The 24,144-nt window shown below is 46.6% G+C and carries 22 protein-coding genes; 15 read left to right on the top strand and 7 right to left on the bottom strand.

Features of this window, described 5'->3' with window-relative positions; genetic code table 11:
• Positions 1–173: 173 nt before the first annotated feature.
• Both hisD and EJO50_RS12595 read left to right on the top strand, forming a co-directional pair.
• Positions 174–1,469, top strand: coding sequence for a histidinol dehydrogenase (gene hisD, locus EJO50_RS12590; protein WP_373280516.1), 1,296 nt, complete (start codon positions 174–176; stop codon positions 1,467–1,469).
• A 568-nt stretch (positions 1,470–2,037) separates the two neighbouring features.
• Complete coding sequence (locus EJO50_RS12595) at positions 2,038–2,820, top strand: helix-turn-helix domain-containing protein (RefSeq protein WP_125974680.1); 783 nt, start codon at positions 2,038–2,040, stop codon at positions 2,818–2,820.
• Positions 2,821–2,978: 158 nt separating this feature from the next.
• On the opposite strand, the gene EJO50_RS12600 is transcribed toward EJO50_RS12595, so the two are convergent.
• The 6 genes from EJO50_RS12600 to EJO50_RS12625 form a co-directional block, all read right to left on the bottom strand.
• On the bottom strand, positions 2,979–5,189 hold the full coding sequence (locus EJO50_RS12600; RefSeq protein ID WP_206434389.1) for a carbohydrate-binding protein: 2,211 nt from the start codon (positions 5,187–5,189) through the stop codon (positions 2,979–2,981).
• A 196-nt stretch (positions 5,190–5,385) separates the two neighbouring features.
• Positions 5,386–6,999, bottom strand: a complete 1,614-nt coding sequence (locus tag EJO50_RS12605) for a glycoside hydrolase family 3 protein (RefSeq protein WP_125974682.1) — start codon at positions 6,997–6,999, stop codon at positions 5,386–5,388.
• 221 nt (positions 7,000–7,220) lie between these two features.
• Positions 7,221–8,201, bottom strand: a complete 981-nt coding sequence (locus EJO50_RS12610; protein WP_125974684.1) for an ABC transporter permease — start codon at positions 8,199–8,201, stop codon at positions 7,221–7,223.
• A 139-nt stretch (positions 8,202–8,340) separates the two neighbouring features.
• Positions 8,341–9,825 carry a sugar ABC transporter ATP-binding protein gene (locus EJO50_RS12615; protein WP_125974686.1) on the bottom strand — a complete coding sequence of 495 codons (1,485 nt, stop codon included), beginning with the start codon at positions 9,823–9,825 and terminating at the stop codon, positions 8,341–8,343.
• A 91-nt stretch (positions 9,826–9,916) separates the two neighbouring features.
• Positions 9,917–10,978, bottom strand: coding sequence for a substrate-binding domain-containing protein (locus EJO50_RS12620; protein WP_125974688.1), 1,062 nt, complete (start codon positions 10,976–10,978; stop codon positions 9,917–9,919).
• A gap of 255 nt (positions 10,979–11,233) precedes the next feature.
• Positions 11,234–12,505 carry an ABC transporter substrate-binding protein gene (locus tag EJO50_RS12625; RefSeq protein WP_125974690.1) on the bottom strand — a complete coding sequence of 424 codons (1,272 nt, stop codon included), beginning with the start codon at positions 12,503–12,505 and terminating at the stop codon, positions 11,234–11,236.
• 388 nt (positions 12,506–12,893) lie between these two features.
• Here EJO50_RS12625 and EJO50_RS12630 point away from each other — a divergent pair, with 388 nt between their 5' ends.
• The 13 genes from EJO50_RS12630 to EJO50_RS12690 all read left to right on the top strand — a co-directional run bounded on the left by EJO50_RS12630 (position 12,894) and on the right by EJO50_RS12690 (position 21,377).
• Positions 12,894–13,226, top strand: a complete 333-nt coding sequence (locus EJO50_RS12630; RefSeq protein ID WP_125974692.1) for a TfoX/Sxy family protein — start codon at positions 12,894–12,896, stop codon at positions 13,224–13,226.
• A gap of 193 nt (positions 13,227–13,419) precedes the next feature.
• Complete coding sequence (gene hisB / locus EJO50_RS12635) at positions 13,420–14,013, top strand: imidazoleglycerol-phosphate dehydratase HisB (RefSeq protein ID WP_125974694.1); 594 nt, start codon at positions 13,420–13,422, stop codon at positions 14,011–14,013.
• A 278-nt stretch (positions 14,014–14,291) separates the two neighbouring features.
• Complete coding sequence (gene hisH / locus EJO50_RS12640) at positions 14,292–14,927, top strand: imidazole glycerol phosphate synthase subunit HisH (RefSeq protein ID WP_125974696.1); 636 nt, start codon at positions 14,292–14,294, stop codon at positions 14,925–14,927.
• 220 nt (positions 14,928–15,147) lie between these two features.
• On the top strand, positions 15,148–15,888 hold the full coding sequence (gene hisA, locus EJO50_RS12645) for a 1-(5-phosphoribosyl)-5-[(5-phosphoribosylamino)methylideneamino]imidazole-4-carboxamide isomerase (RefSeq protein ID WP_125974698.1): 741 nt from the start codon (positions 15,148–15,150) through the stop codon (positions 15,886–15,888).
• Positions 15,889–15,954: 66 nt separating this feature from the next.
• Positions 15,955–16,293 (top strand): hypothetical protein, encoded by a 339-nt coding sequence (locus EJO50_RS12650; RefSeq protein WP_125974700.1) that lies wholly within the window; start codon positions 15,955–15,957, stop codon positions 16,291–16,293.
• Between the two features lie 21 nt (positions 16,294–16,314).
• Positions 16,315–17,088, top strand: a complete 774-nt coding sequence (hisF, locus tag EJO50_RS12655; protein WP_125974702.1) for an imidazole glycerol phosphate synthase subunit HisF — start codon at positions 16,315–16,317, stop codon at positions 17,086–17,088.
• Positions 17,085–17,474, top strand: coding sequence for a phosphoribosyl-AMP cyclohydrolase (hisI, locus tag EJO50_RS12660; protein ID WP_125974704.1), 390 nt, complete (start codon positions 17,085–17,087; stop codon positions 17,472–17,474). The genes hisF and hisI overlap by 4 nt, the downstream gene beginning before the upstream one ends.
• Positions 17,475–17,628: 154 nt before the next feature.
• On the top strand, positions 17,629–17,955 hold the full coding sequence (locus tag EJO50_RS12665) for a phosphoribosyl-ATP diphosphatase (protein ID WP_125974705.1): 327 nt from the start codon (positions 17,629–17,631) through the stop codon (positions 17,953–17,955).
• A 1-nt stretch (position 17,956) separates the two neighbouring features.
• Complete coding sequence (locus EJO50_RS12670; RefSeq protein ID WP_125974707.1) at positions 17,957–18,313, top strand: histidine triad nucleotide-binding protein; 357 nt, start codon at positions 17,957–17,959, stop codon at positions 18,311–18,313.
• Between the two features lie 23 nt (positions 18,314–18,336).
• Positions 18,337–18,528 carry a Sec-independent protein translocase subunit TatA gene (tatA, locus tag EJO50_RS12675; protein WP_125974709.1) on the top strand — a complete coding sequence of 64 codons (192 nt, stop codon included), beginning with the start codon at positions 18,337–18,339 and terminating at the stop codon, positions 18,526–18,528.
• 9 nt (positions 18,529–18,537) lie between these two features.
• On the top strand, positions 18,538–18,903 hold the full coding sequence (gene tatB, locus EJO50_RS12680; protein ID WP_125974711.1) for a Sec-independent protein translocase protein TatB: 366 nt from the start codon (positions 18,538–18,540) through the stop codon (positions 18,901–18,903).
• 3 nt (positions 18,904–18,906) lie between these two features.
• Positions 18,907–19,647: a twin-arginine translocase subunit TatC gene (gene tatC / locus EJO50_RS12685; RefSeq protein ID WP_125974713.1), complete on the top strand. Its 741-nt coding sequence runs from the start codon at positions 18,907–18,909 to the stop codon at positions 19,645–19,647.
• Positions 19,644–21,377 (top strand): PglL family O-oligosaccharyltransferase, encoded by a 1,734-nt coding sequence (locus EJO50_RS12690; RefSeq protein WP_125974715.1) that lies wholly within the window; start codon positions 19,644–19,646, stop codon positions 21,375–21,377. Before tatC ends, EJO50_RS12690 begins: the two co-directional genes overlap by 4 nt.
• Before the next feature lie 43 nt (positions 21,378–21,420).
• Here EJO50_RS12690 and EJO50_RS12695 read toward each other — a convergent pair whose 3' ends face one another.
• Positions 21,421–23,880, bottom strand: a complete 2,460-nt coding sequence (locus EJO50_RS12695) for a hypothetical protein (RefSeq protein WP_164521503.1) — start codon at positions 23,878–23,880, stop codon at positions 21,421–21,423.
• Between the last annotated feature and the right edge of the window lie 264 nt (positions 23,881–24,144).

A 24,144-nucleotide genomic window follows, 5' to 3' on the forward strand; every position in this document is an offset into this window, starting at 1 on the left:
CGGCAAATCAAGGTAATACGCTGCACAAAAACAAACACACGAAATGCTTTTCGGCTTGTTCGTATGTGTTCTCCATATTCTTAAAGAGTAGGTTTTACTGCTGAATATCACTGTAAGTCCGGCAGGCGGCTAGTTGGGTATAATCGTCCCACGATAGATTTTTGGACTCTGCCATGTTGCGTCGCCTTGATTCTCGTTCTGCTGATTTTCAATCACAACTCGCCGCCCTGCTGGCTTTTGAAACCTCGCAAGACCCAGATGTGGATGCCCGGGTTGCGGCCATTCTTGACGATGTAAAAGCACGCGGTGATACGGCCGTGGTGGAATACACCCAGCGCTTTGACGGCGTGGCCGCGCAAACCATGGCCGGACTAGAGCTGACTCAGGCGGAGCTGAAAGCCGCTTTCGAGCGCCTGCCCGATGTGCAAAGAGATGCCCTGGTGGCCGCAGCAGAGCGGGTGCGCAAATATCACGAACACCAGAAAATGGCGTCCTGGCAATACACCGATGAAGATGGCACGGTGCTGGGCCAGCAGGTCACGGCGCTCGATAGAGTCGGGATTTATGTACCGGGTGGTAAGGCCAGCTATCCATCGTCGGTATTAATGAATGCCATTCCCGCCCATGTGGCCGGTGTGGCCGAAATTATCATGGTGGTGCCCACGCCACGCGGCGAACGCAACGATCTGGTCCTGGCCGCAGCCTTCGTGGCCGGTGTAAGCCGGGCATTCTGCATTGGTGGCGCTCAAGCCGTGGGCGCGCTGGCTTTTGGTACCCAAACCGTGCCCGCTGTGGATAAAATTACCGGCCCCGGCAACGCCTATGTGGCCGCCGCCAAGCGCCGTGTATTTGGCATTGTCGGCATTGATATGGTGGCTGGCCCGTCCGAGATTTTGGTGATTTGCGATGGCACTACCGACCCGGACTGGATTGCGATGGATTTATTCAGCCAGGCCGAGCACGATGAAATCGCCCAGGCGATTCTGCTTTGCCCGGATGAGAATTTCATTGGGCAAGTGGCTGCAAGCATCGAAAAGCTACTCCCCAGCATGCCACGCCAGGAAATTATTCGCGCCTCCCTCACTGACCGTGGAGCTTTAATCACGGTAAAGGATCTGCACGAAGCCTGCAAAATTGCCAATTATATTGCGCCGGAGCACCTGGAATTATCTATTGCTACCCCAGAAGTCTACCTACCTGAGCTACATCACGCAGGTGCAATCTTTATCGGCAAGTTCACCAGCGAGTCTTTAGGCGACTATTGCGCCGGGCCAAATCATGTTTTACCCACCGCCCGTACCGCCCGTTTTGCCAGCCCGCTGGGCGTTTATGACTTCCAAAAACGCACCAGCATCATCCAGGTTTCAGAAGCCGGCAGCCAGAAACTGGGCCGCATCGCCAGCACCCTCGCCCACGGCGAAGGGCTCACCGCCCATGCACGATCAGCGGAATATCGTTTGAAGGATTGATGAGTGAGCAAGCTACGGCGGAAAACCTGCCGTAGCTTGAAGCTGAAAACCCAAATCTTGAAACACGGAGAACACGGAGGAAAGCTTTTAGAGTTGAGCTATTTTTTTGAATTTTTGAGTATTTTTAAACTCAGCAATCTAAATTTTCTTCGCTACTCATCGCACAGGGCTTAAATCCTCCCCTTGAAACACGCAAGCTCCGAACAAGCGGGCGAGGTTGCTTTGATCCTGTTTGAGCGAAGCGAGTCCCGCAGCCGCCGCTGTCCGCAGATGAGGGGCCTTCGTGTTTCGTGGGGTCGCCTTCTTTGCTTACTTTCTTGGCGAAGCAAAGAAACAAAGAAAGGAAGGAAGGAAGGAAGGCCCCGCAGTGGCTACCGCTCCTAAACCAACGTGCCGAGGGCACTAGAAATAGGCTTTTGCATCACTTCGCGCTAATTAAATAAAGCCCACCACACAAAAACTCAAACCCTCCCCCTGCAACGCAACATTCAATCCCCCATGTTCACAACAGCTAAGCTAAAATGAATCCCACCAATACCGTGTGCCTTCATCACTTTCAAGCAAAAGAATGACCACTGACCAGACCAAACAATTAATTGAACAACTTGAAATGAAAATCAGCTCATTTCAATATGTACTCGCCTATCGCAATATTTTTGTGATTAGCTTTTTCAGCTCGGGTGAGATTCTGGATCATAATTACCCTTCGCACGAAACAGCCACCCAGCTTGACCATTTCAGCTTCCTGATCGGGCAGGATAATCTGGCGGCAATTAAAGCGCTGATTAAAACCTCGGTTAGCGGCTCGGACGGCTGGAAATTTTTTAACCGTAATTTAAAACTTCATTTATTCCGTGTTAATCAAAGCCTTTGGCATGTCGAAGTTGGCTCTTTAGAAGAAGAAAACGACGCTCATTACCCTAATCCCGATTTTGCAAAATTCTATAGCCTGACTGAAACGCTAACCGAATTCAGAGAATGGCAGGATAGTGGCGAAATTGACGAAGTATTAGAGCGCATCCGCAGCCAGCATTTACCGCAAATACGGCAGGTCAAAGCGACTATTTCCGATCCAATTCTGATTATGTGCCTCGATTTAATCGAAGGTATTGTGGCATCAGCAGTAAATGATAATGGCGAAATTGATACCAGCTTATATGCCCTGCTCACGCCTTCCGAAGTGCAAGTCGCCAAATTTATTAAAGTGGGAATGTCGACCAAAGAAATCGCCCAAAGCTTAAGCGTAGCCTCTAAAACAGTTGAAAATCATAGAAATAGTTTAAGGAATAAACTGGGCATTACCAACAAAGGGATTAATCTGCGTAATTATTTAATTAGTTTATCTTCCTAATAAAACCTAAATTTTCAAACACAGAAAACACGAAGTTTCACTGAAAAAACCAAGAAAGTTAAACTATTTATATTGAAGAATTTTTTCCAACAGCAATCATCGCAAGCCCTGCCACCAATTGACGGCAGGGCTTTTTACTCACACGTTAGCAACGATGCTTATTGGCAAGCTGCGCCTTTAGTCCATACATCGTTAGTACCTGGCTCATTGCCCTGAGTCCACCATTTATTGGTGTACTCGAAGCCCTTGTGTGAAACCTTGGTGCCACCAGCTGCATAAACCTGTGTGGCAGACCATGCAGCAGCAGCGCAGGTGTTGATGCTGCCAGCTTCAAAACTTACAGCAACACTGCGCGGGCCAGTGACATTCACCAGGGTAAATGAGCTACTGATAGCCTGAGCTACACCATCTACGGTAATGCTCTTGATTTTGTAGTTAGCATTTGGAGTGATGGTAAAGACCTGATTGGTTTTTTCACGCACCTGCACCACACCCGACGGGGAAATTACACCGCCTGTACCTGCCGAAGCCGTTACAGAAAAGTAAACCGCAGTCGATGGGTCATCAATCTTCATATCGCTGTAATTGCCGGTTACACCGTAGAAATTCTTAGCCGACAGATCAGAAATCTTAGTATTAAGTAAGCGCAGTGCCTTGGTATCCCCACCATTAGAAGCAGGGTTTAGGGTAAGCACAACATCCGCCCCATCTTGCTTTAAAGCCAGAGCAGCGAATGCATACTGAAATGCAGCCAGGTTAACCGTAGTATTGGCGGCCTTGAAGTAATCAACACTCTTTGTCTGACTCCAGCCCCATGAAGTTGGGTTCAGTAACACAGTGTACTCAAGTGCAAAATAGCTGCCTGCCATATTACTAAACATTTCCGGAGTAACCTGAGCGCGGGTGACACCAGGCAACTCGATCCAGGAATAGATTCCACCATCTGCAGCTTGCGTTCCTACGAACAGGCTGCCATTGTCCTGAAATATTTTCAGGTGCTTAAAGCCAAGACCTGCAGTCCCCTGAATCTGATCCAGGGCAGGGTTAAAGCCCGTCGCAACCTGTTTACCCGACCATGCCAGTTTATATACAGAAGAAACCGCAATAACCGCAGCAGGGTTTGCTTTAACTGCAGCAGCAGAGACCTTTTCCAGCAAAACAGACTGACCGGCAAACTGCAGCAATGCACCGCCAGTACTATCTGTAACGGCTAAAGTTGCCAGCGGATTAGTACCCGTCCAATTGCGTAATACAATTTTATCGTTACCCACCACAAAATCTTTTACTGTGGTTGTGCCACCAGGAAACTGGCTAAGATAAATAGTATTTTTGCCACCACCGGTATAAACCGTGTCATTACCCAGCCCTGCTGACAAAACCTCATCCAGAGGGCCGCCGCTAATAGTGTCGTCACTCGGGGTATCAATTTGCGTATCGTAATTACCAAATTTGTGGATATATGTTGTGACGCAAGTACCTTGCTCGTCGCAAGCCACTTTATTGGTAATTAATAAATCTGCAGCTCCCCAGGCTCCACCCAAGTGAGCTGCAGCTAATAAGCCGGACATGGTGGCCTGAATAGTAATCGGATTACCGTTTTCATCTTTTCCTGGCCAGGTTTTAGCTAAAGCCTGAGCCCAGGTAATATTTGCAGCGGCTAATTTTTCTGACATCACACCATAATTAAAACGCATGGCATCACGAATTACATACTCTTGTTTTGCAGGTACTTTTAAATCTGCAAAGCTATTCACGCCATTTCGGCCAGAGAAAGTACCTTCCCATCGATTATTATGCGTGCCGCGAACTTTATTACCGCCAGAGCCTGGAATCTCGATACTGGCTTCGGTCACGCCATTTGCCCAGGTTGAATCAGGTGCAAAAATATAAAACTTATCTAAATTTTCTGTGACAGAAACATATTTTACCGGCGAGTAATAACCGGTATCAATCATTAATGCTTCACCAAGCTGATAACCAATAAAACCCCATGCATTAAGCGAGCTGTATTGCATGGTTTTAAACATTGCAGCCTGATCAGCTGCATTTGGGTCATAAATAGTATTCAAACCCAATTTGGTAAAATATTGATTGACCGTAGTCGGCTCAATAATCAGGCTACCCGTGGCCGGATCACGGACTGGCAAACCAGGACTGACCACTTTGGCATAGCGCAGAATAGGAGAATTAAAGTTCTGTTTATAAAAATCAGCTTTAGCCGGATCAATACCCGATTCAAAAGCACGCATATTATCAAGGAAATCCTGGAAAGACCCCTTTGTTGCAGCAGGTGCGGCAACTGCAACCATGGGTACAGAAACTAATAAACTAGCTAAAATGGTTAAGCGATGCTTCATTGAATTTTTCATTCGTCTCTCTATTTAGGATAGATGCCATTTAAAAAGCAAAAATTCTTTATATTTTTTGAAAAATCTAATACGCAAATCCAAAATCAGGTTTATTTAATTTATGCACCTCCTTTGATAAAGAAATAAATAATTAAGCCCCACTTATTATGACTATCACCCCCGCATTACTTTGCCGGGGAGAACACATCCCAATAAATCAAACACTCAAACAAGCCCGGGCCGCAGCGCGGGCGCTGCATTCACGGCTACCGTAAGCGCAAACATGGCTGGCGAATTCGGGCACTCTCTCATAAGCATTGCGTAAACCAATCACCACTAATTGCGGGCCAAATTTGGCGGCTAATTCGCCGACGAGCGCTTTAGATGCCGCTTGTTTAAAATCTTCACCTGGCAGCGGGTAGTTTTCGATCACGGCTAAAATCAGCTGATCAGGGGCAGCCTCTACCTTGGCAAGCCAGGCTTTAGATTTAACGTAATCCAGAATATGAAGGCGATTGCCTACCAGAGCAGCGCGCATTTCATCGGCAAAATAATCAAATGCCGGCACTGCCTGATTAGGGCCAATACCGCGAGGATTGACCAGATTGGCATAATCGGCCAGCGGAGTGGTTTGCAGTACATACACTTCTTTATTCGCTGCGATCGGCAAATTACCTGCCGGGTCGGCCAAAACTTTAACCGCCGCAGCAGCTGCAGCCTGCTCTACACTGCGGTTTGCCTGCAGATTAAAATCTTGAAACAGCGGCATGCCTAGCAAACGTGCCAGTTTGAATGCCACAACACGTTCAACAATCAGATTCAGCTCCGCTTCCGGCATACGGCCGTCTTCCACCGCGCTGACAATGGCCCCAATCATGGCCAGCTGGTTTTCAAGATAATTATCGTTGTGATCGTAGTGCTCTTCAGAGAGCATCATCATGTCGATACCGGCTTTAAAGGCAATAATGGCGGCCTCTACCGGCGGGAAATTCTGGCGAATCGCGCCCATATTCATGCTGTCAGAAATCACAATGCCTTTGAAACCCAGCTTTTCACGCAGCACATCCTGCAAAATGGCGCGCGATAAGGTGGCCGGATACACCGCATCAATCTGCGGATAGCAGATATGCGAGGTCATCATCAGCTCAACGCGCGCATCAATGGCAGCTTTAAACGGGGCAAGATCTTCCACCATTAATGTCGCCAGCGATTTATCCACCACAGGGATTTCACGGTGCGTGTCACCCGTGGTATCACCATGCCCGGGGAAATGCTTGGCACAAACGACAATTCCACCATCGTGAGCGCCGTGTACTGCCGCCCCTACCTGCACCGCCACTTGGGCTGGCACTTCACCAAAAGCACGGGTATCAATAATCGGTGAATTAGGAAGCAAATTGACATCAGCACAAGGGCCAAGCACGCAATTAAAACCAGCCGAGCGCATTTCAATGCCAAATACGCTATACATCTGCGCACTCAGCGCAGGATTATCCGCGCTGCCCAATGCCAGATTACCCGGCCCGGTGGTCGATTCAGGCGTCAGCACGCTCCATGCACCTTCCTGATCCACGCCCAAGAGCATCGGCACGCTATCCACTCGCTGATTCGCAATGGCGGCCATCGCCTGAGTCAGCTGACGCGCCTCAGCAAAAGTGGCCGCATTATCTTGGCTTAAATAGCAGCCACCCAGGTTGTAGCGCTCAATCAAAGGACGCGCCGCTTCGGCATCTTTGCCAGGAAAGGCTAAAATAAATAACTGGCCTACTTTTTCTTCCAAAGACCAGCCGCTTATTTTTTGTGCAGCCTGGCTGCGAAACGATTCAAACATGAGAAAACTCCAAATTTAAGCAATAAGGGGCCATAGGCCGTGTAAAACACGGTCTGGCTATAAATAATGATTGGCTAAGTCTTAAACGGACCTACTTATGCAAACACAGAGCACAGAAATCTACTGGTTTTCTCTGTAGAACTCCGTGTTCTCTGTGGTTCAAGATTTGGGTTTTTACGAGATCACACGTAGGCACAAGGACGTACCCACCCTACATATGTTTAACGCTTTTTCTTGCGTAAATTGCCCATGGTCAGGGTCACGGCAAAGATGATAATCAGGCCACGGAAAATCATTTGCTGATCCACATTCAAGCCCATCAATACCAGCCCGTTATTCACCATGCCCATGATCAGCGCGCCGATGATGGAGCCCATTACCGTGCCCTTGCCGCCAAACAGGCTGGTGCCGCCAATAATCACCGCGGCCACCACCATCATCAGATCATTTTCGCCCAAGGTGTAACGGGCACTTTGCAGCCGGCCTGAGTAAAGAATCCCTGCCAGCGCCGCTAAAAACGCATTCAATACCAGCACATAGAGCTTGATGCGATTCACGTTAATACCGGAATACATGGCGGCGATTTTGTTACCACCGCTGGCCAGCACTTCTTTACCAAAGGCGGTGCGGCGCAGCAGTACATGGCCCAAAACGGCAATCAGCACCATCCAGATAAACAACACCGAAACCGGGCCGATATCACCAGAACCAAATACAAAGATAAAGGTTTCATTCTCTACCGGAATTGATTGCAAAGCGGTAATCCAGCGCGTAACGCCAGTGATAATGCCCGCCATTCCTAAAGTCACCAGAAAAGACGGGATGCCGACTTTAGAAACAAACAGGCCATTAATCAGCCCGCACAAAGAGCCGGCCAATAATGCCCCGGTTACCGCCAGCACAATGCCATAAGGCATCAGCATGGCGGCGGTGACTGCAGACAAGGCCACAATTGCGCCGAAAGACAAATCAATCTCTGCAGCCGAAAGCACAAAAGTCATGCCCACCGCCATAATCGAAATCATGGCGGTCTGGCGGGCAATATTCATCAGATTACCCGCTTCTAAAAAGCCTTTGTCGTGCAGGGTAATCGAGAAAAAAACGAAAATACCGATAAAAACCAGATAAATAACCAAGCTTTTCCAGTCTGTCTGGCGGGCAGGCACAACTGCTGCGTCCGCTTTATTTGCCGTGATATCCATACATCCCTCTTAGATAGGAATTAGATTTTTTTGCTGTTTTTCCTGGCCCTACTACCCTGCTTAAACCTGTCGGGCTACGACATTTTGTCCGCCAAAACCCGCGAACCGCCTTACCCAAGCCATGCCTAATCCCCAGCCGCTACTGCACCTCAGCCAGCAAACGCTCTTCTGTTTGCCCTTCTTTAATCTGCCCGGAAATACGCCCTTTGTTGACGATATAGGTGTGATCGCAAAAGCTGGCAATTTCGCTGTACTCGCTGGAAACAAACACCACCGCATTTCCCTGCGCGGCATATTCATTCACGATACGCATGATTTCGTATTTAGAGCTCAGATCGATGCCAAAAGTAGGATCATCCAGCAGCATTACCCGTGCATTGGTGCTCATGCACTTGGCTATCACTACTTTTTGCTGATTGCCACCTGATAAAAATCTTACCACCTGGCCTGGGCCGCTGGTCTTAATGTGTAAGCGTTTAATCAAATGTCCAACCATTTCATTACCAATATTTTCGTTAACAAGTAAGAAATAAGACAACTTTTTAAACAAAGACATTAGCACATTGTCAGCTACACTAAAATCCAAAACCAGCCCCTGGCTGCGCCGATCTTCCGGAACCAGATTAATTCCCAGCTTAATTGCGTCCTTAGGCGTCCTAATATCAACCTTTCGGCCTGAAAGCAAAATCTGCCCGGATTCAATAGCCTCCAGACCAAAAATGGCTTCCAGAATCTCGGTACGCCCACTGCCCAGCAAGCCCGCCAGGCCAACAACCTGCCCCGGATACACCTTAAAAGACACATCAATCAGGGCCGCAGTCCCTATATTGCGTAGCTCCAGCAAAGGTGTTTGCCCGGTATCCACCGCCAGGCGCTGCCAGCTCTCGTTAACCTTACGGTGATGACCCAGCATATCGGCAACTAATTCTTCAATATTTGTGCTGACCACAGCGCTGCTGCGTACCAGAAAACCATCGCGCAGCACGCTCACCGAATCGCAAATCTTGAAAATATCGCGCAAATAATGGGTGATATAGATAATCGAAACGCCCTGCGATTTCAGGGTGTTGACCACCGCAAACAGTTTTTCGATTTCTTTATCCGATAAAGACGCGGTGGGCTCATCCAGAATCAATACTTTGGCGTTTTGCGAAATCGCCTTGGCAATCTCGATAAACTGCTGCTGGCCCATCGTCAGCTCGCCGACCGCCTGCCAAGGGTCGAGCGCAATGCCCATTTTTTCCAGCACTGCCAGCGTGGCTTGCTCCATGGCGCGGTGATCAACCATGCCGCCCCAGCCATTCTGCCAGTTGGCCATAAAAATATTCTCGGCTACGCTCATGGTCGCAACCAGACTTAAATCCTGATAAACCATAACCACACCAGCCTCACGCGCATCACGCGGCGACTGAAAATCAGCCCGCTGGCCAAATAAATCCATCTCGCCGGCATCGCGCTGGTAATAGCCATTTAGCAACTTCATAAAGGTCGATTTACCTGCGCCGTTCTGGCCAACCATCGCATGTACTTCGCCTTGCCGCAGCGTAAAATCAACGCCTTTTAATACGGCATTGCCATCAAACGATTTGGTCAGCCCCCGCGCCTGAATTGCAGCTTCATTCATTTGAGATAAAATTCCTATTGCTTAGCGGGTTTTACCCGCTCTACCGTACAAAACCCGCTTTACAGGGCAGGTAAAACCTGCCGCATACCCTTTATTTTTTTGCTGCCAATGCTTTCAGAACAGCATCGGGCGGCTGACGAAACAAGGCTTTATTCCACTGAGCAGCCAGATTAGCCGAGGTCACCTTAATGGCATCTACGGTGACAAAGGCAGGCGTCGGCTTATTAATCAGCGACAAGGCACCCATGGTGGCCAGCGTTTTACCCATGTCATAAGGTAAATCGCTCACAATCCCCGCCACATTGCCGCCCTTCACCATATCCAGCGCACTGGCCGCGCCCAGATCCATGGTAATAACCTTTACGTCTCTACTGCCAGCAGCACGAATGGCCGCAGTCACGCCTTCGGCAATCGCATCCCAAGGGGCATAAATCGCTTTAACTGTGGGGTTTTGCGTGAGAATGGCAGAAGCAATCACTTCCCCATCATTAGGGTTAGCAATGCCTTTATCAGCCACCACCTTAATATTGGGATACCGTGCCAGCACGGCTTTTACAGCGCCATCACGCTGATTGGTCACATAGTAATTCGCCGCATGGTGCATCACAGCCACATCACCCTTGCCAGCAATACTGTCAGCCATTAGCTCTGCCGCAGCTTTACCCATACCAAACAAATCATCAGTCACAATACCTGCGTAGTCTTTGCCTGCCTTAAACCCCTGAGGTGCATTGCTGATAAACACCAGTTTCACGCCCTGCTCAGTGGCCTGCTTAAAAGCCACCGCGCCGGAAACAGGATCAATTACCAGAGAAATAATAATATTGGGTTTCAGCGCCAGAACGGTTTCAAGATCGGTGCGCTGCTTTTTTGGGTCCATTTCTGCATCGGTAACAGCTACAACTTTAATACCCAATTCATCAAATACCTTTTTGGCGCCCGCAATCAAAGCAGTCGAAAAATCCGACGTGGTATGCATCAGAATCGCCGCTTTGTAATCCTTACCCTTCAGCTGAGCCACATCCTGAGCTGCCAGCTTTACCTGAACATAAGGTGTTGGCGTTTCACCATTTGGCCCCACGGTATGATCCACCGCCCCAAAAGCATTGGCACAGAGCAGGGCAAGCAGCAGACCTTTTAAACTAGCGCGCATTTTTCAACCTTTGGATGTAGGTATTTATAGGTGCAGTATAGGTGTTTTATAGGCATCGTCAATCACCAGAGATGAAAAATATAATTTTTATTGCTATTCATATCTATGCCCTTATTTTAAAAATAAATCAGTAAACACAGTATTTAAATTATCTATTCAAAAATTTAAATTCATGATTTTAAGTAAAAAAATTCCCCTGCCTTGGCAGGGGAATAAAATGCCGATTACCCGGCAGAGGAAAATAAAAGCTTTGAATTACTTAGCAGCAATGCGCTCATTCCATTTTTTAGCTGCTGCATTTAAAGCCTCTTTGGCAGATTTACGGCCTTCGATTGCAGCTTGAACTTCGTCGTTAAACTCTTTATTCATGGTCGTTGCATCTGGCATCAGCGCAGCTGGCAGGGTCAGAGTACGGGCAGCGCCCATTGATTTGGCCGCAGTTGCGCGCGCAACAGCAACCGGATCAATACTAGAGCCTGCTGCAAAGAAATCACTTTCGGCGGCTTTACGAGCAGATGGGAATGTTGTACCTGTCGCCCTGGAGAAGCCTAATTGCTGCTCGCTATTGGTCAGAAACAAGCCCAGTTTTGCAGCAGCTTCCGGGTTTTTGTAACCCTTGGGCTGAACAAAAGACATCAGCCAGGCACCCAGTGCCATTTTGCCCTCACCGGCAGGAAATGCCATAACAGCTGTTTTGTCATAGGCCACTTTACTGCTGTCAGCCAGTTTGCCCAAAGCGGTTGGGCCCGTTGTCATCATCGCAATTTTGCCTGCGCTGTAACCTGCAATTTCCTGCTCGAATTCAAGGCGGAAGCTGTCTTTTGGCAATACGCCTTTCTTATAAAGATCAGCAAATGTTTCCACCGCTTTAATATGCTTAGGGCTATTAAATGCAGCTTTACCATTAGCAAAGATTGGCAATCCCATGTACTGGAACCAAGGAATCATACCGCCATCACCGCTTTTAGTCGCTAATTTAGGCGAGAATGCGGCAACGCCAGTTTTAGCCGTAATGGTGCGGGCAGCAGCCACAAATTCTTCAAAGTTTTTCGGATTTGCCTTGATACCGCTCTTACTTAACAAATCTTTGTTATAAGCAATAACCGACACGGCATTATAAAAAGGATAACCATAAATCTTGCCGTCAACAGTCAGATCCTGCAAAGCGCCAGCCTGGTATTCTGCTTTGTTTTTGCCAATTAACGCATCCAGCGGTTGCAATAAATCCTTATGAGCAAACTCATGAGTCCAGGGTGTATTAAAATTTACCAGAGCCGGTGGGTTACCTGCAGCAATGGCAGCAACCAGCTTAGGCTGAATCTGATCCCAGTTCATATCTACCCAGACAGCTTCCAATTCTGGATTTTCTTTATTAAAGCGCTGAACTGCGTCATTCCAGTATGGAGCAAACTTGGTAACGTTAAATGTCCAGAATTCAACCTTCGTTGTATCTGCAGCATGAGCAAATGTTGAAGACAACATAGCGGCCAGCAATAATGGACGAACCAACTTAAAGCGCTTTGACATGACTCTCTCTCCGGACTTTATGAAGTGGGCTTTTAAACCCCACTATTTTTGGAATACAACGTTTTTTTGACTTGGTTGATTATCATATTTTTAATAAAAAAATATCTTTTTCAGCTCTTTTATAAAAAATCGAATTTTAAAAGTATTCAAACAACAGGCTGGATTTATTGCTAGACAATAGATCTCAATAACTTGGAAAACACACCTATAAATCAATATACCTAGGCAATCAAATGCAAAATGTAGGCATTTTATAGGTGTAAGTCAAGATATTGACAGCTTCGTTGTATTTTTGGCATAAACCATGACTGGAATTAGCCGCCACAACAGATATAGTCCGGGGCGGATACTGCAAACATCGTTTAAGTAACGGAAAAAAGCACACAAAATGGCCAAACGAAGCGAGTACATTGAATATTTATCAGAGCAGCTGGCTGAGCTTGGAACACTGCGTACCAAAGCCATGTTCGGGGGCTATGGAATATATTGTGATGAAATTTTCTTTGCCATCGTGGTGAACGATAATTTGTATATCAAAGCCGATGCCACTTCAAAGGCAGACTTTAGTGATTTGGGCCTAAAACCCTTCACCTATAGCAAAAAAGACGGCTCACAGCAGAGCATGGCTTACTACCCACTGCCAGAAGAAGCACTGGACGACACTCAAACAATGATTTTTTGGGCCAGAAAAGGCATTGCCGCTGCACTACGTAAGCGCTAAAGAAGGCTGCCTCCAAAGATGTAAGCAAAATGGCTACACAACAAAGCCATTCTCATAGACAATCCAAACAGGGCGCACCGAGCATATCGCCATAATAAACAAGTTACACTCAATCTTGATAATGCAGGGCTGCCCGGCAAGATGCCGGCGGGCCATTTTTTAAACTTATCCCTCCTTGATCAAGGCGATAAACATGCGTCAGATTACTGCTTGCCGTAATACTCTGGAAACCCAGATTACCGTCACACTTAATCTTGATGGAACAGGAGTATCAAAATTTGATACCGGCGTACCTTTTTTTGAACACATGCTCGATCAGATTGCCCGCCATGGCTTGTTCGATATCGAAATCAAGGCCGTTGGCGATCTGCACATTGATGCTCACCACACAGTAGAAGACGTAGGCATTACGCTGGGCCAAGCCTTTGCTCAGGCTGTTGGTGATAAAAAAGGTATTCGCCGTTACGGTCACAGCTATGTGCCGCTGGATGAGGCCCTTTCGCGGGTAGTGGTAGATTTATCCGGCCGCCCCTGTCTGGAATACAATGTTGAGTACACCCGCGCCATGATTGGCAACTTTGATGTTGATTTATTTGGTGAGTTTTTCCGCGGCTTTATTAATCACGCCGCCATCAGCCTGCATATTGATAATCTGAAAGGCCAGAATGCTCACCATCAGGCTGAGACTATCTTCAAGGCACTCGGCCGGGCACTGCGGATGGCTGTAGAACGGGATGAGCGCATGGCGGGTATGACCCCTTCGACCAAGGGCACATTGGTCGGCTAATGCCCGGGTTAACCGCTGTTTTCTGGTGGCTCTTGGCAAGTTCGGCATGCACTGCTGATTTGCTCATTAAACGACGCAACCCTATTTCAATGACCTCCATGCTATTAAAAAACACAAATGAGCCCCGGTGGTGAAGATGATATGTGCCGGAGCAGTGCAGCTGTCATCTGCCTGGTTACAGAAAAAATGTGGCTCAACCTTGCAACTATGTCAGTATCAAGCGAATATCAATCACCCGGTCGGTGGCCATGCCGCCCTGATCCAACACTGAAAACACCATGAAAATTGCAGTCGTCGATTATGGAATGGGCAATTTACGCTCGGTTACCAAGGCTTTAGAACACGTTGCAGGCGATCTGGCAGAAATTATACTGACCGCCAATCCTGCCGAGGTGGCTGCAGCCGATAAAGTTGTATTCCCCGGCCAGGGCGCTATGCCCGATTGTATGAAAGAGCTCACCGAGCGCGGCTTAAAACAGGCCGTGCTGGATGCGGCTTACAGCAGGCCCTTTCTGGGAATATGCGTCGGAGCACAGCTTTTGTTTGAGCACAGCGAAGAAGGCGACACTGCTGGCCTTGGCATTTTTAAAGGCAATGTGCGGCGTTTTCCTAAAATGTTTGACACCCATGGCCAAAAATTAAAAGTGCCGCATATGGGCTGGAATGAAATGTTTAAAGTACATGATCATCCGCTCTGTGCGGGTATCAGCGATGCAGAGCGCTTTTATTTTGTGCATAGCTATCATTTTCAGCCGGAAGAGGACATTACCGTATTAGAAAGTGCCTATCCTTATCGCTTTGCAGCAGCAGTAGCAAGGGATAATATTTTTGCAATTCAATGCCATCCTGAAAAAAGCCATCATGCTGGTCTAAGCTTATTAAAGAATTTTGTAAACTGGAATGGCAATACCTAAAAGGCAATAGCATGAAAACGCATTGGAACTACCGCTGTGAAGCCCTAAACACAAGCGTTGATAACCGGTATTCTCAACGTAGCCACGGCCTTTTTATCCGGATAATTCTTATGCAGACCAAGCGGCATGCCTGATTTTTTTAGCTGTATGCTGATTTTTAATCTTTTGGCTCAAGCCAAAAAACAATTTTCTTTCCTCACAAAATAAACCTGACTCCATCATGCTAATTATTCCTGCAATTGATCTAAAAGACGGCCAATGTGTCCGCCTGCGCCAGGGCGAAATGAGCGACGCCACTGTATTTTCTGACGACCCGGCCAGTTTTGTAAGCCATTGGTTAGGCCAGGGCGCACGCCGCATGCACCTTGTCGATCTCAATGGTGCATTTGCTGGCAAACCCAAAAATTTAGCCGCAGTTAAAAACATTCTTAAAGCGATTAATGGCGAAGTGCCAGTGCAATTGGGCGGAGGAATTCGCAGCTTAGAAACGATCGAAATGTATCTAGATGCAGGTATTGATTACGTTATTATCGGCACCGCCGCTATCAAGCAACCAGGCTTTTTACACGAAGCCTGTGATGCTTTCCCCGGCCAGATTATTGTGGGGCTGGATGCCAAAGACGGTTTTGTAGCCACCGATGGCTGGGCAAAGATCACCGATCTGAATGTGATTGATCTGGCCAAACGCTTTGAAGGCTACGGCGTAGAAAGTGTGATTTACACCGATATCGGCCGCGATGGCATGCTCTCCGGTGTGAATATCGAAGCCACGGTAAAGCTGGCCCAGGCACTCACGATTCCCGTGATTGCTTCTGGCGGACTCACTAATCTGGACGACATCAGAAAACTGGCCGAAGTAGAATCAGAAGGAATTGAAGGCGTCATTACCGGCCGTGCCATTTACGAGGGCACGATAGACTTTAAAGCGGCGCAGGAACTGGCCGACGAATTATCTAACTAGAGTAAACCGGAAAAACGATGGCAAAGCGCTCCGTTTTTCTGATGCACCTAAAGCAGCGAGGTGCCCATGTCACAGCCTGAATGGTTTGATTGGGCCCAAAGCGAGCGCAAGGTGAGCGACTATCTGCAAGAGCAGGATCCGCTGCTTTTTACCGCAATCTGTCAGCTGCTTTTTGATTGCAACCCGATGGTAATCCCGCTGATGACAGAACCTCAGGGCTATGCGCCTGAAGTGGGTAGTATCTTGCGCATTCTGCCCCAATGCCAATCCGAAGATGACGTCAGAGAAGTGCTGCATAACGTCTTTATTCAGTGGTTCAGTGCTGAATTTGCGGGTAGCCCTGGTCAATATGGTGAAGCCGCAAATAAGCTATGGGCGCTCTGGGTTAGTCAGCAATCCGAATAAGCCCCCTTTTAAAGAAGCCTTATGTCCCTTGCTAAACGAATTATTCCCTGTCTTGATGTAACCGCTGGCCGTGTTGTAAAAGGCGTTAACTTTGTGGGCCTGCGCGATGCGGGGGATCCGGTTGAAATTGCCAAAAAGTACGATGCCCAGGGTGCAGACGAAATTACCTTTTTAGACATCACGGCTTCATCCGATCAGCGCGATATTATTTTGCATGTGATTGAAGAAGTTGCAGCCCAGGTATTTATTCCGCTGACCGTGGGCGGCGGTGTACGTGTGGTGGATGATATCCGCCGCCTGCTGAACGCCGGTGCCGATAAAGTCAGTATCAACACCACCGCTGTGACTAATCCGCAAATGGTAAAAGACGCGACAGACCGTTTTGGCAGCCAGGCTATTGTGGTGGCCATCGATGCCAAGCAAGTCAGCCTGCCGGGCGAGCCCTTGCGCTGGGAAGTATTTACCCATGGGGGGCGCACCGCCACCGGGCTGGACGCCATTGAATGGGCCACCCGCATGCAAATGCTGGGCGCTGGCGAGATTTTGCTAACCAGCATGGACAGAGACGGCACCAAGATCGGCTTTAATCTGCCGCTCACCCGTGCAGTAAGTGACGCCGTAGATATCCCCGTGATTGCTTCGGGCGGCGTTGGAAATGTACAACATCTGGTTGACGGTGTTATTCAGGGCCACGCCGATGCCGTGCTGGCAGCAAGTATCTTTCACTTTGGCGAATGCACGATCCGCCAGGCCAAAGAAGCTATGCGGGCAGCAGGGATTGAGGTGCGTTTATGAGCTGGCTGGATGAAATAAAGTGGGACGAAAAAGGGCTGGTGCCCGTAATTGCCCAAGATAAAGACAGTGGCCGGGTGCTGATGTTTGCCTATGCCAACCGGGAAGCTGTAGCATTAACAGCCGAAAAAAACACCGCCCATTATTGGACCCGCTCCAGACAAAAGCTCTGGCATAAGGGCGAGGAATCAGGGCATTTTCAGAAAGTATCAGCCATTCAGTTTGATTGCGATGGCGATGTGCTGATTTACCAGATCGAGCAAGTAGGTGGTATTGCCTGCCATACTGGTCGAAAAAGCTGTTTCTTTCGGACACTCATCAATAATGAATGGCAAATCACGGATGAAGTCATAAAAGATCCGGCAAAGATTTATGGCAACAGCCATTAATTTACATACAAGCAGATCATAGGCAACATGCGCAGCCGTGATCTGCTTAAGAGTTGTAAGAATAGACAATCCGCAAGATTTCCGAAGAATCGCCACGTACTTGTAACCTAATAGCAATATAATCGGGTTCTGAATTGACCCAGGGATATAGATCATGGTTTCCGCAGACATTCTGGAGCGCTTATCAACCATGCTGGCCGGCAGGCATGGTGCAGATCCATCAAGCTCGTATGTAGCCAGGCTGTTTCATAAAGGCACTGACGAAATCTTGAAAAAGGTGGGTGAAGAGGCTGTTGAAACAATTATGGCAGCCAAAGATGGCAATAAGCTGCATCTGGTCCGGGAAGTTGCTGATCTGTGGTTTCATACCCTGGTATTGCTTGAGCATGCAGGATTAAGCCACGAAGACGTGCTGGCAGAATTAGCACGCCGCGAGGGCATTTCAGGAATAGATGAAAAGAACGCCCGTAAGGAGCAATAAAGTGAGCGACTGCCTTTTTTGTAAAATTGCAGCGGGTGAAATCCCGGCAAAGACAATTTATGAAGACGATGATGTTATCGCCTTTCATGATATTCATCCTGCTGCACCGGTTCACTTTTTATTAGTACCAAAAACACATCTGGATTCTTTAGCACACGCCCAAACCCAGCATCAGCCCCTGCTTGGCAAAATGATGCTGCTGACGTCAAAACTGGCAGCAGAGCAAGGTTTAAGCGATGGCTATCGAACCATTATTAACACAGGTCATGGTGGCGGACAGACTTTCTTTCACCTTCATATGCACATTATTGGCGGTAAAACGCTCTCAACAAATATTTCAGAAATCAGCACGCAATAAGCGCGCTATCAGGAGATTACATCATGGGTTCATTCAGCATCTGGCACTGGTTAGTTGTATTGGTCATTGTAGTTCTGGTGTTTGGCACAAAAAAACTGGGCAGCATCGGTAAAGACTTAGGCTCGGCCGTGAAAGGTTTTAAAGATGGTATTAAGGACGGTGAAACACCTGCTGCCAAAACAGAAGATAAACCTGTCGATACTAATAAATCTTAAGGCTGGCCCGTGTTTGATGTAAGTTTTGGCGAGCTAATTATTATTAGTGCCGTCGCCTTAATCGTCATTGGCCCAGAGAAACTACCTAAAGTCGCGCGGACTGCAGGTGCTTTGCTGGGCCGTGCGCAGCGCTTTATCTCGACCGTGAAATCAGATTTAGATAAAGAGTTCCAGCTGGCAGAGCTGGCTAAAGTCGAAGCCGAAATTCGGGCCGAAGCTTCAGCACTCAGCCAGACCATTCACCAGCCCCTGGAAGAAGCAGCCCAGGCCTTGTCGGAGCCCGCTCCAATCCGGGAGATTGAAGTTGCACCGGCCCCTCGGGACGATACTCTGCCCGCAGCACCTCCTTCAGACTCCAGGCCGGATCGGCGTTAAACAATGACGGATAACCTCCAGCCCCTTTTGGTGCATTTAATTGAGCTGCGTACAAGAATCGTACGTATCGCAGCAGTTTTTTTAATTGGATTTATTGCCTGTTTTGCCTTTTCGGAACAGCTTTATGATCTGATGGTAGCACCGCTTACCCATGTTTTACCTCATCAGAAACTGATCACCATCGGTATTGCTTCACCTTTTGTTTTACAGATCAAAATCGCCTCTATGGCGGCCTTTATGCTTACGCTACCCCATACCCTCTATCAAATGTGGGGCTTTATTGCACCAGGCCTGTATACCCATGAAAAAAAACTGATCCTGCCCCTGGTATTCGCCTCCACTCTACTCTTTATGCTGGGCGTTGGTTTTGCCTACTTCCTTGTTTTTGGTGTGGTATTTAAGTTTATTGTTTCAGTAGTACCTGCATCGATGCAATGGCTGCCAGATTCGGGCGAGTACCTCGACTTTGCCATAGGCTTGTTTATCTCGTTTGGTATCACATTTGAAGTTCCTATTCTGGTGATTGTGCTGGTAAGAATGGGCTTTATCAGCATCGCCAAGCTAAAAGAGATCCGCCCCTATGTTATCGTCGGCTCCTTTGTCATCGCAGCCGTTGTGACCCCGCCCGATGTTGTATCCCAATGCCTGCTGGCCATTCCGCTCTGGCTGCTTTTTGAAGCAGGAGTACTCGTCGCAGGCTGGATGTACCGCCCTCCTCAGAAAACCATCGAAAGTGCCCCATGATTCCGCAACTCCGAATATTTCAGACCCTGCTATTTTTGCTTGCCGCAGTCCCCTGCGGCATTCCCTTTCGCTACCAGCCCAACCCGGTGTTTCCATCCGAGCTAGCCGCTCTGGTGCTAGCCGTATTAATGGTGCTGACTGCCACCTTGCTTCCCGGCACCAAAAAATCCAGCCCGCCCTATGCCAGCCTGATCTGGTTCGGTCTGGCGGCAGTGATTGCACTGCAAATCATTCTGATGCCGGTACTGTACTGGTCTGATCGCACCGAGCCGATTCTCTACGCGCTAACCGCAGCATTTTCGGTATGGGCTCTGGCAAGGGCAACAGAGCATTTTGGCAAGATGCAATTGGCTAGCTATTTTGCCTGGGGCCTGCTGGCAGGAGCCATTTTCAATTCTGCAGTATCAGTGCAGCAGGTGATTGAGTTGCTGCAAAATGGCCCGCGACTGATCTTTGGCCATTTGGGACAAAAGAATTTATATGGCCATTATTTAAGTTGGGGGCTGGCAGCAGCAGCATGGCTTGCTGCCGAAAAAGAGCTGCCTAAAGCCTGGTTCTGGCCTGTCGCCATCTGGCTGGCACTCGCCATTGCCTGGAGCGGATCACGCTCCCCATTTATGTATGCCGGTGCATGGCTGGTCTTTGGCTCATTATCAGCCTACCTGGGTAAAGACAGCATACGTCGCTTTGGCTGGCTGCTTGCCATCAGTGCTGCACTGATTATCGTGATGCAATTTGTTGCTCCGTGGATTAACGACATCCTGCAATCACTGCTGCACGCAAAAAATGAAGTCCCCACCGGGCTGGATCGCCTGGATTCGAATGGCTCCCGCCGCCTGGTAGAATGGCAGAAAGCCTGGATCACCTTCCTGGCTCACCCCTGGCTCGGTGTGGGCTGGGCTGCTTATCCGTCACAAAGTATTGCCCTGCAAATCAACCCTGCTTTTGCCATTGTGCAAGAAAGTGTGCTGTTTACTCACGCCCATAATTCACTGCTCAATATCATGGCGGAAACAGGTTTGGCAGGTACGCTGATCATGGCTGGCGGTATCCTATGGATGTTTATCGCCCTGCTGAAACGCGAACATGATCCGGTCAAAATATTTGGTGCCGCACTGGTGATTGTTTCGGTGCTGCATAGCCTGGTTGAATACCCACTCTGGTATTACCACCTGCTTGGACCCTTTGCTCTGGCGCTGTTCTTTATGCGCTCTGATGCGCCGCGCAGGCTGCAATTCCCGGACTGGGCAGCACGGTTTGGCCTTGGTGCCTACGGCGTCGCCGCTCTTGCTACGGCTGTTTTTGGCGGTTTGTTATATATCCAGATTTACCCGATTATGGATCCATCTGACAAACCTGCTGACAATGCAGGTCGAATTAAAACATTGCAGGAGTTAAAGAAAAATCCGCTGATTGATTTTTACGCAGATTTTGCACTGTCCAATTACATCGTGGCCAGCAGGCAGGATATGCCCTGGAAACTGCAGATTTTAGACAGGCTCAATCAGGTACGCCCCTACCCAAGCCAGCTTAGCGATCAGGCTATTATGGAGGCGCTGCGCGGCAATACCAGTAAAGCCCACCAGCTGATGCGCCAGGCCGCATTTTCCTATCCGGAAAGCCTGAATTACTTTAACGAAACCATTCAGGAATTCAAAGAACCGGAAGTGCGTGCATTAATCAAAGAAGTCGAAGATGCAGAGCAACTATTTGGAAAAACACACAAATAGTTGTCCGCATCAAAATATAAAATAGCGTTCTTCTTAAGCCACACTAATCAGCGAGGGGTTGGGGAATATATTCCTCAATCACCTCTCTGACTCCATCCATTATTGTTTGCTTCACATTTTCATAAACCCAGAAAGGCCTCTTTATGAAAAACGTTTGCTCATCAATATAATGGGTGGCCCGCCTGAAAGAAGCACTGCCAAAGTGAAGCTCGGCCTCGGAAATATTCGCAAATTCCCGATATTTAACGGCTCTGTCTTGGTAAAGATCTGAAGTATTAAACCCCTCTTTAAATCTTCTTATCCATTCGTCTTTTGTCAGAACCAAAGCAGACCTTACACCTCCTTGTGTCTGCTCAATAAAGTCATACTGACTCCCGGTCAAATCAACAATGTAATCACGGCTATTTTTTGTAATTACACAAAAAAAGTGATTCTCCGGCAAACTATCATCAATATGTTCCCAGCAAAGGGTTGCCCCCACGCGTACAGAATATCCCTTCTTCTTTAAAATTGGCGCCATACTTGTGACTGAATTAAAACACTCATCAAATGGATCAATAATATAATCTTTTATCTGATACAAAACATCATCAGCCATGATTAATGCTTCCAGATTTTTTATAACAGTGACATCCACAGCAGATGTTACTGTCTCCGCTATTAATATTTTTTCTATTTTTACCGAAATAGAGGCCAGACTAATTTTTTCTGCGGCCTTCTCAATTATATTTTTAAATCTGGCTTTTCCAATAGTATTGACAACTTCAGCGCCTAATTTTGCTGCCGCAGCACCGGCCAGAACAATTGAAATTATTTTTAGAGCATCAGTAGCAAAAGCTAATTTATCCTCATCACGATCTGCTATTTGAGCCTGAATAATGGAAGGAATTGAAGCCATTGAATCAATAATAAGACCAATAAAACCAAATGGCAATGCAGCAACAGACATCGCAGTAAAGATAGCCTTTGTCCATGACATCCAGTACGTTGTACTAATTTCAAGGTCAGATCTTGACAGGTAATCCATATCTTCCAGATTGTTATCAACAATATTTTTATATAAATAATCCAAAGTGCAAATTACATCGTCTTCAGTAATTTCAAGCTTTACTTTCTCTAACTCTGAAGAATAAAAACCATTCATTGTCAAAATATATTTACGACGTCTTTTTGGATATATATTTCTCTGTGAAAATAACACATGCATTTTAATGTAAATTAAAAAATCATTATTAATATCGCCTAGATCTGTACCATCATCTTCATTCAAAACCTCATTTGCTTCCTTCCAACTTTCAAACCTGTATTCTTTTCCATCTATTAACGATTTAAATTCCAATCCTTCTTTAATTTTTCTTACAAGCAGCCCAGTTGTCACACGCCCTTCAAAATGGACTACCTTATATTCATCAAGTTCAGCTAAAATAATTCCGTTTACACGGTCAGCAATCATTTTCTTGAATCTACTTCGAAACGTATCATTTTTCAGTGTTTCAACAAAATAGCTCTGATACTCTATAGAAATATCCATATTAGATAAAATATTTAATTCACCAGCATGATAACCTGCTGCCCAAGGTGCAATATCAGACAATGTAACCAGCGAATCTTTTGCAGCCTCGTAACGGTGATAGCCACTCATAAATTCTCTTATAGTATATTCTTTAAAAAAATAACGATTTTTATCTGAACTCTTTTTTCTCTCCTCCCAATGATTATCTTTTTTTAATGAATCAGGCAATGCTGTGTATATAGGGTTTTCAACAACCATTAATACATCAGTATTTTCAAAATAGACCCTCACCCTATCATAAAGGCTGGCATTTTTATTTTCAACCAACTCATAAAGACGCTTCTCCATAAAACCAATAGGGTGTAGCAAATCGAATAAAGTTTCATCATCTTCATAATTACTTAACAGCTCTTCAAAAACCTCATTTAAATGATAGCCAGCAATATATGTTTCCAACCCTAATCTAAAACGGCGATCTGACAACAATACCTCTAGGCGTTTACTAATTGCGATGGCAACACCTGTTAGAATTTTCCCTCCTGTTTCAAGATCATAAATATCTATATTATATTTATCATTTTTATGGTCAAAAAATGAGATAAATTTTGCAACTTTATTGCAATCATTCAACGCATCAATCATTTCAAAATAAATTTTTTCTACTTTATAAACTGACGAATCACCTAATGCTAGAACTATTGACATTAAATCGAAACAGCTAGATAAAATATTTTTTTGATAACCTATAACCTTTTCTTTAATAAAACGCCTAGGGAATTTACTTAAAATACGTATTAAATAATCAGAGTATGCACTATTACTACATTCTTCTATTTTCTTTTCCACTAAATCAGAATAATCATCATTTACTTCTATAAAAATATTTTCAGAGATATCACAAGCCGGTTTTTTTTTAAAATCAATCTTTTCTTCATTAGATACAGAAGGAAAAAAATTTGTATTTATATCCTGACTTAAAGTTTTTGGCATTATTTTATTCCCATAAATAGAGCTAATAATAAAATTTTGCCTGTGCAATAAGCCAGCGGACATTTAAGTCATATGCATACAGCGAATCCCCTTCAACACAAATACTATTCTCATAAAGGGAAGTTGCTTATTTTTGGCAAAGATGTACCCCTATACTACCGCCCAAACAATTCAAAATATGTAAGGTATAAAGCATATGATAATGAAAATTAATCAATAAATCATACGTTAAACTTACTTAATGAGTAAATTTAACGCAAAAAA

Origin of the sequence: Iodobacter ciconiae (assembly GCF_003952345.1) — a bacterium.
GTDB classification, from domain to species: domain Bacteria; phylum Pseudomonadota; class Gammaproteobacteria; order Burkholderiales; family Chitinibacteraceae; genus Iodobacter; species Iodobacter ciconiae.